At 67.0% G+C, this 16,226-nt stretch carries 11 protein-coding genes and 1 pseudogene; 4 read left to right on the top strand and 8 right to left on the bottom strand.

Translation table 11 applies throughout. The annotated features are described in order from the left end of the window. The first annotated feature begins 19 nt into the window (after window positions 1-19). Window positions 20-2,020, top strand: a complete 2,001-nt coding sequence (locus BST28156_RS19860; protein WP_174903187.1) for an acetyl/propionyl/methylcrotonyl-CoA carboxylase subunit alpha — start codon at window positions 20-22, stop codon at window positions 2,018-2,020. A gap of 207 nt (window positions 2,021-2,227) precedes the next feature. Beyond that, entirely contained in the window at window positions 2,228-3,370 is a 1,143-nt protein-coding gene (locus BST28156_RS19865) for a DUF2827 domain-containing protein (RefSeq protein WP_174903188.1), read from the top strand. Window positions 3,371-3,910: 540 nt separating this feature from the next. On the opposite strand, the gene BST28156_RS19870 is transcribed toward BST28156_RS19865, so the two are convergent. Continuing rightward, the gene (locus tag BST28156_RS19870; RefSeq protein WP_174903151.1) at window positions 3,911-4,237 is read right to left on the bottom strand and encodes a hypothetical protein; all 327 of its coding nucleotides are present in this window, start codon (window positions 4,235-4,237) and stop codon (window positions 3,911-3,913) included. On the opposite strand from BST28156_RS19870, the gene BST28156_RS19875 reads away from it, so the two are divergent. Together BST28156_RS19875 and BST28156_RS19880 are read left to right on the top strand one after the other, a co-directional pair. Continuing rightward, on the top strand, window positions 4,148-4,954 hold the full coding sequence (locus BST28156_RS19875; protein ID WP_060242812.1) for an EAL domain-containing protein: 807 nt from the start codon (window positions 4,148-4,150) through the stop codon (window positions 4,952-4,954). The genes BST28156_RS19870 and BST28156_RS19875 overlap by 90 nt on opposite strands. Before the next feature lie 61 nt (window positions 4,955-5,015). After that, the gene (locus BST28156_RS19880) at window positions 5,016-5,441 is read left to right on the top strand and encodes a hypothetical protein (RefSeq protein ID WP_174903189.1); all 426 of its coding nucleotides are present in this window, start codon (window positions 5,016-5,018) and stop codon (window positions 5,439-5,441) included. A gap of 39 nt (window positions 5,442-5,480) precedes the next feature. Here BST28156_RS19880 and BST28156_RS19885 read toward each other — a convergent pair whose 3' ends face one another. The 7 genes and pseudogenes from BST28156_RS19885 to BST28156_RS19915 form a co-directional block, all read right to left on the bottom strand. Next, complete coding sequence (locus tag BST28156_RS19885) at window positions 5,481-7,436, bottom strand: FkbM family methyltransferase (RefSeq protein ID WP_174903190.1); 1,956 nt, start codon at window positions 7,434-7,436, stop codon at window positions 5,481-5,483. Window positions 7,437-7,458: 22 nt separating this feature from the next. After that, a complete protein-coding gene (locus BST28156_RS19890; RefSeq protein WP_174903191.1) occupies window positions 7,459-8,595 on the bottom strand; it encodes a DUF2827 family protein in 1,137 nt (378 codons plus the stop codon). A 19-nt stretch (window positions 8,596-8,614) separates the two neighbouring features. Continuing rightward, a complete protein-coding gene (locus BST28156_RS19895; protein ID WP_174903192.1) occupies window positions 8,615-9,085 on the bottom strand; it encodes a DUF4019 domain-containing protein in 471 nt (156 codons plus the stop codon). A gap of 28 nt (window positions 9,086-9,113) precedes the next feature. After that, entirely contained in the window at window positions 9,114-10,268 is a 1,155-nt protein-coding gene (locus BST28156_RS19900) for a DUF2827 domain-containing protein (RefSeq protein ID WP_060242822.1), read from the bottom strand. 14 nt (window positions 10,269-10,282) lie between these two features. Further along, a complete protein-coding gene (locus BST28156_RS19905) occupies window positions 10,283-11,428 on the bottom strand; it encodes a DUF2827 domain-containing protein (protein ID WP_174903193.1) in 1,146 nt (381 codons plus the stop codon). A gap of 335 nt (window positions 11,429-11,763) precedes the next feature. Then, window positions 11,764-12,423 (bottom strand): OmpA family protein, encoded by a 660-nt coding sequence (locus tag BST28156_RS19910; RefSeq protein WP_174903194.1) that lies wholly within the window; start codon window positions 12,421-12,423, stop codon window positions 11,764-11,766. 122 nt (window positions 12,424-12,545) lie between these two features. Continuing rightward, window positions 12,546-15,830 (bottom strand): annotated as a pseudogene (locus BST28156_RS19915) (YadA family autotransporter adhesin); the annotation flags it as partial. Window positions 15,831-16,226: the final 396 nt, after the last annotated feature.

Here is a 16,226-nt window from a genome sequence, read left to right on the forward strand (position 1 = left end):
TCCGGACGACATCGAAGCCATGTTCGACAAGATTCTGATCGCCAACCGCGGCGAAATCGCGTGCCGCGTCGCCGCGACGTGCAAACGTCTCGGGATCGCGAGCGTCGCCGTCTATTCCGACGCGGACGCGAACGCGAAGCACGTCGCCGCGTGCGACGAGGCCGTGCATATCGGCGGCTCGGCGGCCGCGGACAGCTATCTGCGCATCGAGCGCATCATCGACGCCGCGCGCGCAACCGGCGCGCAGGCAATCCATCCCGGCTACGGCTTCCTGTCGGAGAACGAGGATTTCGCGCAGGCGTGCGACGCGGCCGGCATCGTGTTCATCGGGCCGCCGGTCGCCGCGATCGCCGCGATGGGCTCGAAGGCGGCCGCGAAGGCGCTGATGCACGCGGCCGCGGTGCCGCTCGTGCCCGGCTATCACGGCGACGACCAGGATGCGGGCAACCTGCATCGCGAAGCCGACGCGATCGGCTATCCGGTGCTGCTGAAGGCGAGTGCGGGCGGCGGCGGCAAGGGGATGCGCGTGGTCGAGCGCACCGAAGATTTTCCGGCGGCGCTCGCGTCGTGCCAGCGCGAAGCCGCGAGCAGCTTCGGCAACGATCGCGTACTGATCGAGAAATATCTGACGCGCCCGCGTCACGTCGAAGTGCAGGTGTTCGGCGATACGCACGGCAATGCCGTGTACCTGTTCGATCGCGACTGCTCGGTGCAGCGCCGTCACCAGAAGGTGCTCGAGGAAGCGCCCGCGCCGGGCCTGCCCGACGCCCTGCGCCGCGCGATGGGCGAGGCGGCCGTCGCGGCCGCGCGTGCGGTCGGCTATGTTGGCGCGGGCACGGTCGAGTTCATCATGACCGGCGACGCGTTCTATTTCATGGAAATGAACACGCGGTTGCAGGTCGAGCATCCGGTTACCGAGATGGTCACGGGGCTCGACCTGGTCGAATGGCAATTGCGCGTCGCGGCCGGCGAGCCGCTGCCGCTGAAGCAGGACGAACTGCGCGTGCAGGGTCATGCGATCGAGGCGCGCCTTTACGCAGAGAACCCGGCGCGCGGCTTCCTGCCGTCGACGGGAACGCTGAAGCACCTGCGGCTGCCGGAAGGCGTCGAGTTCGACATCGGCGCGCCGGTGCGCGTCGACAGCGGCGTGCGCGAGGGCGATGCGATCACGCCGTTCTACGATCCGATGATCGCGAAGCTGATCGTGCACGGCGCGGACCGCGCGGAAGCACTGGGCCTGATGCTGCGTGCGCTGCGTGCATGCGAGGTGGTCGGCCTGCACACGAATGCCGCGTTCCTGCAGCGGATCGTCGCGTGTGCGCCGTTCGCGTCGGCCGATCTCGACACGGGCCTGATCGAGCGCAACCACGATGCGCTGTTCGCGCCGCAACAGCCGCCGCGCGCGGCGCTCGCGCTGGCCTGCGCGGCGCTGCTCGCGCGCGAGCGCGGCGCGGTCGCGAACGGCGCGTCGCCGTGGGCGTCGCTGCCGGACTGGCGGCTGAACGGCGGCTATCGCCGCACGCTCGAATGGCGCGCGGTCGAGCGCGACACGGACCACACGGTCGTGTATGAGGACGACGGCGCAGGCGCGCGCCTCGCGGCGGGCGAGGCGGCCGCGCAGCCGTTCGCGTGGACGCGCGGCGCAAGCCCGCTCGACTTCGACGTGACGCTCGACGGCGTGCGCAGCAGCGGCCGCGTGTACGCGGATGGCGATGTCTTCCACGTGTTTACGCAGGGCGCGGCCGAGACGTTCGAATGGCGCAACCTGCTCGCGCATGCGGGCGACGCCGAACACGGCGGCGGCCGCCTGACCGCGCCGATGCCCGGCAAGGTGATCGCGGTGCTGGTCGAACCGGGCCAGAAGGTCGAAGCCGGCACGCCGCTGATCGTGATGGAAGCGATGAAGATGGAACACACGATCGGCGCGCCGGGCGCCGGCGTCGTCGCGGAAGTGCTGTACGGCGTCGGCGACCAGGTTGCGGACGGTGCGCAACTGCTGACGATGGCGGAAGTGGCCTGATACGCGTGACGTTTACGACCGGCCCGCTCGCGGCCGGTCGCCCGCAAGCGGGGCGGGCTGGATCGGCCGTGCCGCGCTGACCATCCATGACAGTCTGCCGGCCGGCGCTCCGCTAGACTGGCGCATTGCGCACAGCGCGGCTGCTTGACGCGGCCGGCACTGCGCGCGCTACACTGCGTCCATTCAATCTCCATCCCCCCGCCGACGATGACGTCTCCTGTCCTGAACGGCCTGCGCATCGGTATCACGATCGGCCTGCGCACCCCCGACGAAAGCCTGTGGATCAACGGCATCAAGCAGAACGCGCTGTTTCTCGCGAAGCTGCTGATGGCGTCGCCGCACGGCTATCGCGTGACGCTCGTCAACACCACCGGCGTGCCGCTGACCGACGCGCTGCCGTGGGACCGCCACGTGTACGACACACGCGCGTTCGGCGACATGAAGGATTCGCTCGACGTGCTGATCGAGCTCGGCGGGCAGATCGACGCGGAGCAGACCGCCTACCTGAAGGCGCGCGGCGCGAAGATCGTCAGCTACTGCTGCGGCGTCGAGTACATCAACGCGATGGAGTCGATGCTGTTCGGCCGCCGGCTGTGGGATTCGCTGTTCATCAACCGCGGCTACGACGAGGTCTGGGCGATTCCGCAGATCGCGCCGTCGTCGCTGCCGTTCCTGCAGTCGCTGCGCCGCTGCCCGGGGCGCGTCGTGCCGTTCGTGTGGGATCCGATGTTCCTGACGCAACGCGCGCAGTCGCTGCCGGAGCACGGCGAATACCGGCCGCGCGGCGAGCCCGGCAAGCGGCTGACGGTGATGGAGCCGAATCACAACGTCGTGAAGTTCTGCGTGTATCCGATGCTGATCATCGACGAGGCGTATCGCCGCGATCCCGATTCGATCGTGTTCACGCACGTGACGAACGCCGAGCGCCTCGCGCGCGAGAGCGCCGAGTTCGTGATGCTGATGAACTACCTCGACATCGTGCGCGCGGGCAAGGCGAGCTTCGTCGGACGCTTCGACACGCCGGTGTTCCTGGCCGACCTGACCGACGTCGTCGTGTCGCACCAGTGGTCGAACCCGCTCAACTACTTCTACTTCGACGTGTGCTGGCAAGGCTATCCGCTGGTGCACAACGCGAGCCTCGCGCCCGATCTCGGCTACTACTATCCGGACAACGACGTGCAGCAGGGCGCGGACGCGCTGCTGCATGCGCTGCATACGCACGACGACGCGTGGGAGGCCTATACGCGGCGGCAGCGCGAGATCCTGCGCCGCTATACGTCGGCCAATCCCGCGCTCGTCGCCGAGTACGACGCGCTGCTCGCGAACCTGGTCGGCGCGACGGCCGCGTAACGCAGGCATTCCATTCGGCGGACGCGCCGGTTTCGGCGCATGCAGGTATGCGCGGCTGTGTTGCGAATATCGTATGACGAATTGCGCCTTTAAAAAAGAAACCGCCGAATTGGTCGATTCGGCGGTTTTCAAGGCACGAATTTGACGGCTCCGAGGGAAGTCCGTCGAAAATCATTTTATAGGTTAACAAGTCGGAAGGATTGTTAAATTTCTTTCGGTCGGTATTGGTAGTATAATTCGGCACGGATTTTCGCTTTGAACGGGTCCGATTGGGTCGATTCAATTGATAATGTCGAATGAAGCGCCAAAATTGGGTTTCAAAGCGATTGAATATGATCCGGCGGCGGGCTCTGCGGCGACGGTCGCCCTTGCCGGAAGGCGGTTTCCGGCTGCCGGGAGCGCGAATGCGCATCCCGTTTCGAACAAGGCGATTTATCAGATCAAACGGCCAAAGTCATGCGTTTTTGAATTCCGCCGCATCCTTCTCATTTTGGACTGTCGCATTGTTTGGCGGAAAGCGCTGCGCCGACTCGCATTCGGTCATCCCATTGTGTAATCTGTCGCACTGTTGCGCACCGGAGCGGTGTGTATTTTCGGTATTGAAGCGAATTTAAAATATCGAATTTGTCGGCGCGCCGAAATGAAAAGTACGCTCCCGAAAAAGATCGAAAAAGCTGGATGAGCCGGGAAGGCGGCGGAGCGTGCGATGGTCGCTCGCTCCGCATGTAGCGTCAGGTCGAACTGCTGTCGGCAGTTCGCCATTTGCCGGAGCGCCGGATGAATGCGGTCGAAGCTCGCCTGGGGGCGAATCGGGAAGTCAATCGTGACGACGAGATCGGTTTCGTGTTCGGCGGCACCGACCGTCATGCCGACCTCGCGTCGGTGCGCAGTTTCGTCGAGAACCGGCTCGCGTTCGTCTACGAGCCGGTGTGCCGTGCCGACCTGTCGGGCGGCGTGCTGTATCACGAATGCCTCGCGCGGCTGCGGCGCGAATCGGAAGATGCGTTGCCGCCGCTCGCATTTCTGCCGCGGCTCGAGGCGTTCGGGCTGATGCGCTGGTTCGACCGGCTCGTGGTCGGCCGGACCATCGACGGCTTGCGTGCCGATCCGACCGCCGTGTACGGCTGCAACGTGTCGGCGGCGAGTGCGGTGATGGACGACGCGTGGCTCGCGATCTTCCGGCGGCTCGAAAGGGAGCCGTCGGTGGCCGCGCGGCTGGTGATCGAAATCACTGAGACGGGGCCGTTGAATCCCGTCGCGGGGCGCTCGTTCGTGTCGCGGTTCCGGCAGGCCGGATGCCGCGTCGCGATCGACGATTTCGGTGTCGGTTTCAGCGCGCTGAACAACCTGGTGGTCGGCAATCCCGACATCGTGAAGCTCGACAAGTCGATTCTGACGACGATCAAGCGCAACGCGATCGGACGCTACCAGTTTCGCCGGCTGGTCGCGTTCGCGCACGAAGGCGCGCGTCACGTCGTGGTCGAAGGCGTGGAAAACGAAATGGACCGGCAGATGATCATGGAGGCTGGCGTCGCGTGGGCGCAGGGCATCCGTTTCTCGTGGCGCGCCCCGGCCGCCGCGTGACGGCGCGCCGGTGTTGCGCCGGTTCGGCCGGAACCGGAATGGATCGCAAAGGGGCTTGAGCATGGCGGGGACGACGACGGGCAGCGAAACGGGCGCGCAGGCGAAGGATGCGCACGGCCTCGTCGCGCTCGACGAGCTGGCCGACATGCTGCGGCAACTGGGCGCCGAATGCGCCGGATCGGGCGCTGCGCCGCTCGATGTCGCGCCGTTCGTCGACGGGTTGAAGCTCGTGGCGGATCACATTCACCGGATGAAGCCGCTCGATGCCGAAGGCCGTGAACTGGCCGCGCGGCACTACTACTCCGGCGTGTTCGCGGGCGCGTGCGGCGACGATTCGGCCGTCGCGCGCGGCGTGGCCGGTCGTCTTGCACAACAGGCGGGCAGCGCAAGCCGCGCCTCGATTCGCCGTTTTGCAATGCTGGCGCGTATCGGCAGGCGGCACGGCCGCGCATTCGCCGCGTACAGCGGCGGGCGCATGCATGCATAGCGACGGCGGGCGGGTTGCCCGGCCCGCCCGGCCGCCCGCTCAGTCCGGCCCGAAACCGCCGAGCACGAGTGCCATCGCGCGATCGACCGCGTCGTTCCACTGCCCGCGGTGCGCGGCGCGCACGATGCGAATCCCCGGATAGAGCGCGGTGCGCGAGCCGGTTTCCCAGCGCGCGTCGGCCTTCGGGCTGAGCAGCAGCACGGCCGGCACGCCGAGCGCGCCGGCGAGGTGGATGTGCGCGGTGCAGGTGGTCACGACGGCATCCATCGCAAGCATCAGTGCTGCGAGGTCGCTGAAGTCGCCGATCGCGTGGTGCGGAAACGTCACCGGCAGGTCCGATTGCTCGGTGTGCGCCGACAGGTCGCGGTTGATGCAGTACGCGGCGTGACCGTGCATCCGCGTGAGCGGTGCGAGATCGCGCAGGCTGGCCGCACGATGGAAGCGCGCGTCGCTTTCGTCGCGGCCGCGCCAGTTGAGGCCGATGCGGCGCGTGCCGCCGTCGCGCGCGACACGCTCGCGCCACGCGGCGGCGCGAGCGGGCGGGCACGACAGATACGCGGCCGGCATGCCCGCCGGCGCGGGCGCATAGCCGAACTGCGCGGCGAGCACCAGGAACGAACACCAGTAGTCGTAGGCGATCTGCGACGTGTCGGCCCACGCGCCGTGCGAGCCGACGAACGTTATATGCGGGAAGGTGTGGCGCAGCAGGCCCGTCAACGCGTCGGGCACGACGACGGTCACGCTCGCGCAGCCGAACGCATCGAGCGCATGCAGGTAGCGCGCGTACTGCAGCTGGTCGCCGACGCCGCCGTAGCTGATCACCAGCAGCCGCTTGCCTGGCAGCGGCTGGCCCTGGTAGAGCCGATCCGTCGGCAGCCCGAATTGCGCGGCGGTCAGCACGTTCTCGCTCGCGAGCGTCGCACGCGCGGCTTCGTCGCGCCGGCCGGCGCGCAGCAGCAAGCCCGATCGCGCCAGCTCGACGCGCCCGCGCTGCGCGTCGGGCAGCGCGGCCGGATCGCCGAAGCGCTCGAGCGCCGCGAGCCCCGCGTCGGGCGCGCCGGCGAAGCCGTAGCACGATGCGAGCTGGAGCGCGATTGCGTCGTCGTCGAGCCCGCGCTCGCGCGCGCGTTGCCAGCAGTCGATCGCATGGCCCCACTCGCAGCGCGCCTCGTGTTCGAGCGCGCGGTTCCAGTACGCTTCGGGCGCGTCGTCGGCGCGCGCCGCGACGGCGGCGGAGCCGTCGACGGACGGCTCGGCGGCGAGCGGTTCGCCCGTGATGAACAGGCGCTGCCGGTCCCAGCGCGGGTTCGGCACGCACAGCAGGTTCAGCGCATCGATCCGGTAGAACGTGTAGTCGAGACCCGCGAAGGTTGCGATGACCGGCGCTTCGCCGACTTTCCAGTACTCGATCCAGCACCACGGCAGATGCGTCTCGATCAGACGGCGCGCGCCGCGCAGCGCGTCGATCTCCATCCCTTCGATGTCGAGCTTCAGGAAATCCAGCCGCGGCAGGCCGAGCGAATCGAGCGCGACGACCGGCGTCGGCGAGCCGCCTGCCGCATGGCCGTCGACGAGCGACACCGAGCCGAAATCGGCCGCCTGCCCGTAGTCGATGTCGGGCACCGTCATCGTGCCGTTATGGCTCGCGAGCCCCATGTTGTGCAGATGCAGGTTGTCGAGCTGATTGAGCGCGACGGTGCCGCCGAGCGCATGGAACAGCGTGCGCTGCGGTTCGAACGCATGGACGCGGCCGCCGCGCTCGCGCAGCCGCTGCGCAATCGGTACGCAAACGAGTCCCGCATTCGCGCCGCCGTCCACCGCGATCGCGTCGTCGGGCAACTGGTCGATCACCTGCATGATCGTGTCGAGTTCCTGCTGGATGTGCGGCCGGCCGGTCTTGATCAGCGCCTCGGCCTGATGTGCGCAGTGCCGGTTGATGACGAACGGGCCGTAGATCGAATCGATCACGACGAAGTTGCGGATGGACGGATTCATGGCGCGAGGCGAGCGGTAGCGATCAGCCGAGGGCGCGGCCGGCGAACAGGCGCTGCACCTGTTCGGTATGCGCGCGCACGTTGTGGTCGGCCAGCGCATCGACGCGATCCAGGCAGCGGCGTGCCGCCGCCGCGTAGTCGTCGAGCCGTGCGTCGTGCGTCTGCGCAGCGCTCGCGATTGCGCGCGCTGCGTCGAAGATCTCGAAGTCCGGATAGTAATAGCCGACGTCGCGCAGGAACGGCGAGTTGTGCACGAGCGGATAGTTGCCGTACAGCGCGTCGTAGAGCAGGTAGTTGAGGCCGTTTTCCCAATGATGGGACACGACGATGTCGGTGTGATGCGCGGCCCACGCGACGAACGGCGCGCGCACGTCGGCCGTCGCCTTGCCGTCGCGCACCATCTCGAGCCCGAGTGCGAGATGCTTGAAGGCGACGTTTTCCTTCTTGTCGAACGTGTTGGTCATGTACACGTGCTCGACGAGTTCCGGATGCGCGACGTAGCACGCGTTCGCGGCCAGCATCGGCACGATCGCGCTCTTGACGACGTTCAGGTTCGGCTCGAAGAACGCGATGCGTTTCGCGGGGCCGTGGTTCCGGTAGCCGAAGCGCGCCTTCAGTTCGGGATCGGCGTCGAGGCTGCGCTCGATGAAATACGGCGACCAGATGTGCGGCAGTTCGATCACCGGCGCGCGATAGACGGCCTGGAAGTAGGCCGCGCACGTGTGCATGTGCTGCGGATTGGTCCAGATCTCGTCGAACTGCACGCGGTTCGGATTCGGGCGCCAGTTGTTCTTCTCGAAGTTGATCGTCTCGACCGCGATCACGTAGTCGTTGCCGAAGCGGTACGACACGCACTTGCCGCCGCGCCGGCGCACCGCATCCGCGTGCGTCGGGTCGATGAACGCGTTCATCTCGATCAGCAGGTCGGTCTGGTGGACGACCGCGGACAGCGGGCGCAGCGCGTCGCGGAACGCGTCCATCATCAGCGCCTGCGGATACTCGGCGATGCCGTCGTCGTGCGCGAGCCAGACCTCGCCGATCAGCGGCGACTGCTTCAGCAGCATGTACAGGTACACGCAGTGCTGATTCGCGCCGTTGTACCAGATCGACTGCGTCGCGTCGCGCTGCACGTTCATCGTAATCGCGACATTGATTTTCATGGCGGCTCTCTCGCGGCGCCTACTGCGGCGTATAGTTCTGCGCCTGCCGCGGCACGTAGCCGGTCAGGCGCCAGTGCCCGTCGTCCTCGAGGCGGAAGCTCAGTTTCTCGTACATCGTCGTCCCGGTGGTCAGCGTGGTCGCGTAGTCGACGTTCGCATAGAGCCCGTCGGGTGTCGACGGCACGCCCGCATAGCGAATTCGCGTGATCTGTGCCCAACCGCGGTGACGCACGAGGCCAACCGTCTGCCGCGCACGTCGCATGTCGGTCGCGAACTGGTCCTGCCTGATGCGGGTCTTGACGAAGCTCGCGGAGTCGACCCACAGATCGTCGAACTGGCCGTTGTCGAGCCGCTTGAAGACGGTATCGGCGTCCTGCAGCAATTCGTCCGCGGAGTCGCCGCCGGACTGTGCATGGGCGGCGAACGCGAGCGAGGCGGCGGCGCAGGCGATCAGCCATTTCGCGCGAGTGACGGAGGAGCGTATGGTCATGACGGTGTCCGGGAAGAAGCGCGACGCGTCATGCGTCGCGATGCAGGGCCGCGATCGCATCCGTATAGGCGGCGACGTTGTCGGGGTTGTAGATGCTGACCGAGTCCAGCACGTGCTTCGACTGCTCGCGATACGCGTCGAGGTTCGCGTCGTGTTCGGCGAATGCCTGCAGCAGTGCACGGCCGCCGGCCTGGCAATCGAAGTCGGGATAGAAATACCCGGCCTTGCCGAGGAACGGCGAGTTGTGAATCAGCGGATAGTCGCCGTACAGCAGTTCGTAGTACAGGTAGTTCTGCGCGTTCTCCCACGTATGCGACACGACCGCGTCGCCATATGCGGCCATGAACTCGTACACCGCATAGCGGCTTTCGAATGTCGTGATCCCGTGGTCGACGATGTCGAGGCTCTTCGCGAAATGGACGAAGGTCGTGTGGTTCTTCAGGTGCGTCGTGTTGCACACGCGCACGATCTCGACGAAGTCCGGTCGCGCGCGATACGCTTCCTCGGTCACGAGCATCGGGATGATGCTGGTCTTTACCATGCAGATGTTCGGCTCGAACATCGTCACGCGCCAGCGCGGCTTGCCGGGCTGGTAGCCGTACGACAAGCCGCCGCCGAGCGATGCGCGCGCCTTGTCGAACAGCATCGGATGCCAGATGTGCGGGACGATCGTGACGGGCGCGCGCAGGCCGGTCTGGTAATAGTGCAGGCACGAGCGCTCGAACTCGGGAATCGTCCACACGGCGTCGTACGGCGCGCCGGAGAACAGGAAGCCCGACGGCTTGTTGAACATCGCGCGCTCGATGTCGATCACGTAGTCGTTGCCGACCCGCATCGTGACGACCTTGCCGCCGCGTTCGCGGAACGCGCGCAGATAGTCCGCGCCGAACTGCGCGCTCATTTCGATCAGCACGTCGCAGCGCTGCATCGCTTCGTCCATCGACAGCAGCGGCACGTTCCATTCGCCGAGCATCATCTGCGGATCGGCGACCTGTTCGCCGCCGTTCACCATCACCGCGTCGGCGACGAGCGGCGACTGGCGCAGCAGCAGGATCAGCAGCAGGCAGTTCTGGAAAATGCCGTTTTCCCACAGCGACTGGCCGGCGCCGCGCACGAACAGCGACACGCCGACCACGAGACGCTTGCCCTCGCCGGGCGCTTGGCGGGCATTGGAGTCCGACATGCGTATGCTCCGGTTCAGGCGACCAGACGCGAGACGAACGCGTCGAGGTTCGCGGGGTTGTCGATCGACACCGACTTCAGCAGCCGGTCGGTTTTCGTGCGGTAGTCGTCGGCGCGCTCGTCGTGATGCAGCCATGCGTCGAGCAGCGCGCGGCCGCCCGCCTGCGAGTCGAAGTCCGGATAGTAGTAGCCGGCGTCGCCGAGCAGCGTCGAGTTGTGGACCAGCGGATAGCCGCCGTACAGCACGTCGTAGTACAGGTAGTTCTGCCCGTTTTCCCAGTGATGGGACACGACGGCGTCCGCGTGGCGCGCCATGAAGCCGGGCAGGTCGAGGCGCGGCTCGAAGGTCGCCTTGTGCTGGCGCACGAGGTCGAGGCTGTTTGCGAAGTGCACGAAGGTCGAATGCGTCTTCATGTGCATCGCGTTGACGACGAACAGGTGCTGGACCGCGTCGGGCCGTGCGCGATAGAACTCGTCGCACGCGAGCATCGGGTAATGGCAGGTCTTCACGACCGAGATGTTCGGTTCGAGCGTCGCGAGCCGCCACGGACGGCGGCCGGGCTGGTAGCCGAACGTCGCGCCTTCGGCGGCGAGCGCGGCGATGCGGCGCTCGAGGAAGTAGGGCGACCAGATGTGCGGCATCAGGTGCACCGGCGCGCGCAGCAGCGTGCGCAGCATCGGCGCGGCGGTCTTGTCGTACTGCGGCAGCAGCCAGACTTCGTCGAACGGCGCGCCGTTGATGATGTGCCCGGACGGCTTGTCGAAGATCGGCGTTTCGCCCAGGCCCGCATACGTGTGGCCGCAGAAGAACGCGACGCGCTTCTTGCCGAGCGCCTTCATGTGCTTGAGCCACTCGACCGGCAGCTGCGCGCCCATTTCGATCACGACGTCGAGTTCGTGCGTGACGTCGGCCGGCTTCACGAGCGGCACGTCGAGGCCGTCGAGATCGAGGCCGGCCGGCAGCGCCTGCGCGTCGCCGCCATTCAGGAAATAGACGGGACCGACACGGTCCGAGCGCTTCAGCATCATCGCGAGGAACGCGATGTTCTGGTGAATGCCGTTTTCCCAGATCGCCTGGCCGTCCCGCGCAAACAGCGAGATGCCGACGGCCGGCCGTTGCTTGCGGGTGCCGCCCGAGGCGGTTTCATTGATGTCCGTCACCGGCTGTGTTCCTCTGCGGCGTCGTGCGTTCGGTCGTGGCGTCGGGCGCCCGGCACCGAATCGGCGCGCCGTGGATTGTCATGGTCGCGTAGGCGCGGGCGCGCTCCGGCACACGGAGCGCGGCGCGTGGCTCGCGGTGTCGACGGCCGTCCCGCGCCATGCGCCGCCGGGACGGCCGTTCGCGGCGCCCGGACAGGCCGGCCCGGCGGCTGTCTGCGGCGATTGTGGCACGGAAATCGCCCGCTTGTGGAGGTACCTGACCAACTTTGACACTGCCTGCCGGGAAGCGGCCGCAAGGTCGGCGAAGCGGGGGCCGGCCGCTCGCTGTGTCGCGCTCAGCGCTGCAGCGAGATTTCGACGCGGCGGTTGCCGGCGCGGCCTTCGGCCGTCACGTTGGAGGCGACCGGATCGGCGCTGCCGCGCCCCGTGACCGTCAGCGTCTGCGTTTTCAGCCCGTGGCTCGTCAGGTAGGCCGCGACGGTTTCCGCGCGGCGCTTCGACAGCGCGAGGTTGGACGCGTCGCTGCCCACCGAATCCGTGTAGCCCGTGATCGTCACCTGCGCGTACGTGCGGTCCTCGCGTTCGCTCAGCAGCTTGTCGAGCGATGCGCGCGCGGCCGGCGTGAGCGTGGCCAGGCCGGTCGCGAACAGCGCGTCGCCGGCGAGGTTCACGTGCTCGACGGCGGGCGCCGGCGTTGCCGCCGGCGCGGGTTCGGCCGGCGCCGCGCCGCACTGGAACACGAGCGTGGCCGGGTCCGAGCCGTCGCGCAGCGCGCGCGCCGCGTCGACGACGCGGACGGGCTGGTCGCCGCAGATCTTGCGAGCGGCTTTCATGCAGGTCTGCGGGCCCGACAGCAGGCCGTGGCAGTCCACCTGGAAGGTGCGCACGCCGTCGCGCGGCTGCAGTTCGGACGCGCTGTAGGTCGGACCGGATGCGGTCGAACAGGCGGCGAGGGCCGTTGCGGAGAGTGCGAGCGCAAGAGCGAGTTTGTTCACGATGACGTCCTCAAAGCTGGATTGACGGAAGCCCGCCGCAGCGCGTGCGGCGAGCTCGTCCGGCCGTCGGTGCCGCCGCGGCCGGCCGGCGGGAGGGCCGGACGGCCTAGCGGCGCGACGCGTTACTTCCACTGGTACAGCATGCCCGCGCCGATCACCTTCTGGTTGCCGCTGAAGCCGCCGTTGATCGACGCCTTCAGGTTTTCGGTGATGCGTGCCTGCATGTTGACCGCCATTGCCTTCTGGCCGAGGAAGGTCGAGGTGCCGATCCCCATCCCGAAGTTGGCGTCGCGGTCGAGCTGCGGGATCGACGCCATCGCGCCGACGGCCGCGATACCCTGCTTCGCCATCTGGTCGGTCTGCTGCAGTTGCGAACCCAGCGTGTTGATCTGCGTCTGCTGGCCCGACAGCGCCGTCGACAGCGTGGTTTGCACCGCCGTCAGCTGGTTCACGTTGACCGCGTCGGTGCCTTGCGTACCCGGCGCGACGTTCGTGATCTGGCGCTGCTGCGTGTCGCTGCCGACCGACACCACGTTCGAGCGGCCGCCGTCCGTCGAATTCGCGCCGATCGCGACCGAGTTCGAGCCGGCGGTGACGGTCGGCTTGTCGGAGCCGGTGCCGTTCATGTCGGCCGCGATGCCGGAGCTGTTCGCCGCACGCGTGGTGTTGTTGTTGATCGTCGTCGACAGCTGGTTCAGCGTGTTGTTGATGTTCGTCACGCCGGTCGACAGCGATGCCACGTTGCTGTTCGTCGTGCTCAGCCCCGTCGACAACGAGCCGATGCCGGTCGAGGTCGACGTGGACAGCGACGTGAGGTTGCTGTTCGTCGAGCTGATGGTCGTCGACAGCGAGTTGATCGCGGTCGAGGTCGACGTGGACAGCGACGACACGGTGCTGTTGGTGGCGCTGAGGCCGGTGGACAGCGAGCCGATGCCGGTCGACAGCGACGAGATGTTCGACGCGGTCGACGTCGACAGGCTGTTGAGCGCCTGGTTCGTCGCGTTGAGCTGGCTGCCGTTGATCGCGTCCGTGCTCGTGGCCGAGATTTGGCCGGCTGCGACGTTCGTGATCTGGCGTTCCGCGCCCGGTGCGCCGACGCTCACGACGCTCGTCGGCGTGCTGCCGGCGAAGAAGTACGTGACGCCGCCGATCGTGGCGCTCGACGTCGGATTCGCGTTGCCCGTGACCGAGTTCGTGCCGAGCGCGACATCGTTCACGTTTTTCGCGACCGCGTTCGCACCGAAGGCGAGCGAGCCGGCCGAGGCTGCCGTGGACGTGTTGCCGAGGGCGAGCGAGCCGTCGCCGGTGGCCGTGTTCGCGTTGCCGAGCGCCACGGCTCCGTTGCCGGTGGCCGAGTTGTTCGCGCCCATCGCCACCGCGCCGGTACCCGTCGCGAGGTTCGGATCGCCGATCGCGACCGCGCCGTCGCCGCTCGCGGTGTTCGCCGAGCCGATCGACACGGCCTTGCCGCCGGTGGCTGCCGCGTTCTGGCCGATCGCGACCGCGCCGTTCGACGACGCGTTTGCGCCGTCGCCGACCGCGACGCTGCTCGCGCCCGACGCGCTGGCGTTCGTGCCTGCCGCGATTGCGTTCACGCCCGTTGCGCCGTTGTTGTCGTAGTTGCCCTGCTGCGTGCCGTTGTCGTTGACGCTGTAGTAGTGCGTTTTCGCGGCCTCGATCGCGGTCGACGTCGACGTGGACAGCGACGTGATCGAGCTGTTGGCCGTGCTCAGGCCGGTGGACAGCGAGCCGATGCCGGTCGAGGTCGAGGTGGACAGCGACAGCATCGAGCTGTTGGTCGTGCTCAGGCCGGTGGACAACGAGCTGACGCTGGTCGAGGTCGAGGTGGACAGCGAGGCGACGGTGCTGTTGGTCGAGCTCAGGCCGGTGGACAGCGAGCTGATGCCGGTCGAGGTCGAGGTGGACAGCGAGGCGACGGTGCTGTTGGTCGAACTGAGGCCAGTCGACAGCGAACTGATGCCCGTCGAAGTCGAGGTGGACAGCGAGGCGATCGAGCTGGTCGCGGACGACAGGCCTGTCGACGTGGAGGTCGACAGGGATGCCACGGTGCTATCGGTCGAGCTCAAGCCAGTGGACAGCGAGCTGATACCCGTCGAGGTCGACGTCGAGAGCGAGGTGATCGAGCTGGTTGCCGACGACAGGCCGGTCGACGTGGAGGTCGACAGGGATGCCACGGTGCTATCGGTCGAGCTGAGGCCGGTGGACAACGAGCTGATACCGGTCGAAGTCGAGGTGGACAGCGAGGATACCGTGCTATTGGTCGAGCTCAGGCCGGTAGAGAGCGAGCTGATACCCGTCGAAGTCGAAGTGGACAGAGACGTGATCGAGCTGGTCGCCGAGGACAGACCTGTTGAGGTCGAGGTCGACAGGGAAGCGACCGTGCTATCGGTCGAGCTCAGGCCGGTGGACAGCGAGCTGATGCCGGTCGAAGTCGATGTCGAGAGCGACGTGATCGAGCTGGTCGCGGACGACAGGCCGGTCGACGTGGAGGTCGACAGGGATGCAACGGTACTGTCGGTCGAGCTCAGGCCGGTGGACAGCGAGCTGATGCCGGTCGAGGTCGACGTCGAGAGCGAGGTGATCGAGCTGTTAGCCGACGACAGGCCGGTCGACGTGGAAGTCGACAGCGAAGCGACCGTGCTGTCGGTCGAGCTGAGGCCCGTGGACAACGAGCTGATACCGGTCGAAGTCGACGTCGACAGCGAGGTGATCGAGCTGTTAGCCGAGGACAGGCCGGTCGACGTGGAGGTCGACAGCGAAGCGACCGTGCTGTCGGTCGAGCTGAGGCCCGTGGACAACGAGCTGATACCGGTCGAAGTCGACGTCGACAGCGAGGTGATCGAGCTGTTAGCCGACGACAAGCCGGTCGACGTGGAGGTCGACAGGGATGCAACGGTACTGTCGGTCGAGCTCAGGCCGGTAGAGAGCGAACTGATACCGGTCGAGGTCGACGTCGAGAGCGACGTGATCGAGCTGTTAGCCGATGACAGGCCCGTCGACGTGGAGGTCGACAGGGATGCAACGGTACTGTCGGTCGAGCTCAGACCGGTGGACAGCGAGCTGATGCCGGTCGAGGTCGATGTCGACAGCGACGTGATCGAGCTGTTAGCCGACGACAGACCGGTCGACGTGGAAGTCGACAGGGAAGTCACCGTGCTGTCGGTCGAGCTCAGGCCGGTAGAGAGCGAACTGATACCGGTCGAAGTCGACGTCGACAGCGACGTGATCGAGCTATTGGTCGACGACAGACCGGTCGACGTGGAAGTCGACAGGGAAGTCACCGTGCTGTCGGTCGAGCTCAGGCCGGTAGAGAGCGAACTGATGCCGGTCGAGGTCGATGTCGAGAGCGACGTGATCGAGCTGTTAGCCGATGACAGGCCCGTCGACGTGGAGGTCGACAGCGAAGCGACGGTGCTGTCGGTCGAGCTCAGGCCGGTGGAGAGCGAGCTGATACCGGTCGAAGTCGACGTCGACAGCGACGTGATCGAGCTGTTAGCCGAGGACAGGCCGGTCGACGTGGAGGTCGACAGCGATGCGACCGTGCTATCGGTCGAGCTGAGGCCGGTGGACAGCGAGCTGATGCCGGTCGAGGTCGACGTCGACAGCGACGTGATCGAGCTGTTAGCCGAGGACAGGCCGGTCGACGTGGAGGTCGACAGCGAAGCGACCGTGCTATCGGTCGAGCTCAGGCCGGTAGAGAGCGAACTGATACCGGTCGAAGTCGAGGTGGACAGCGACGTGATCGAGCTATTAGCCGAGGACAGGCCAGTCGAGGTCGAGGT

Source organism: Burkholderia pseudomultivorans (assembly GCF_902499075.1).
GTDB classification, from domain to species: domain Bacteria; phylum Pseudomonadota; class Gammaproteobacteria; order Burkholderiales; family Burkholderiaceae; genus Burkholderia; species Burkholderia pseudomultivorans.

Bases quoted from the DNA above. Each gene is read 5' to 3' on its own strand.
- BST28156_RS19860 (WP_174903187.1), top strand. From the start codon at position 20: ATGTTCGACAAGATTCTGATCGCCAACCGCGGCGAAATCGCGTGCCGC.
- BST28156_RS19865 (WP_174903188.1), top strand. From the start codon at position 2,228: ATGACGTCTCCTGTCCTGAACGGCCTGCGCATCGGTATCACGATCGGC.
- BST28156_RS19875 (WP_060242812.1), top strand. From the start codon at position 4,148: ATGAATGCGGTCGAAGCTCGCCTGGGGGCGAATCGGGAAGTCAATCGT.
- BST28156_RS19870 (WP_174903151.1), bottom strand. From the start codon at position 4,237: ATGACGGTCGGTGCCGCCGAACACGAAACCGATCTCGTCGTCACGATT.
- BST28156_RS19880 (WP_174903189.1), top strand. From the start codon at position 5,016: ATGGCGGGGACGACGACGGGCAGCGAAACGGGCGCGCAGGCGAAGGAT.
- BST28156_RS19885 (WP_174903190.1), bottom strand. From the start codon at position 7,436: ATGAATCCGTCCATCCGCAACTTCGTCGTGATCGATTCGATCTACGGC.
- BST28156_RS19890 (WP_174903191.1), bottom strand. From the start codon at position 8,595: ATGAAAATCAATGTCGCGATTACGATGAACGTGCAGCGCGACGCGACG.
- BST28156_RS19895 (WP_174903192.1), bottom strand. From the start codon at position 9,085: ATGACCATACGCTCCTCCGTCACTCGCGCGAAATGGCTGATCGCCTGC.
- BST28156_RS19900 (WP_060242822.1), bottom strand. From the start codon at position 10,268: ATGTCGGACTCCAATGCCCGCCAAGCGCCCGGCGAGGGCAAGCGTCTC.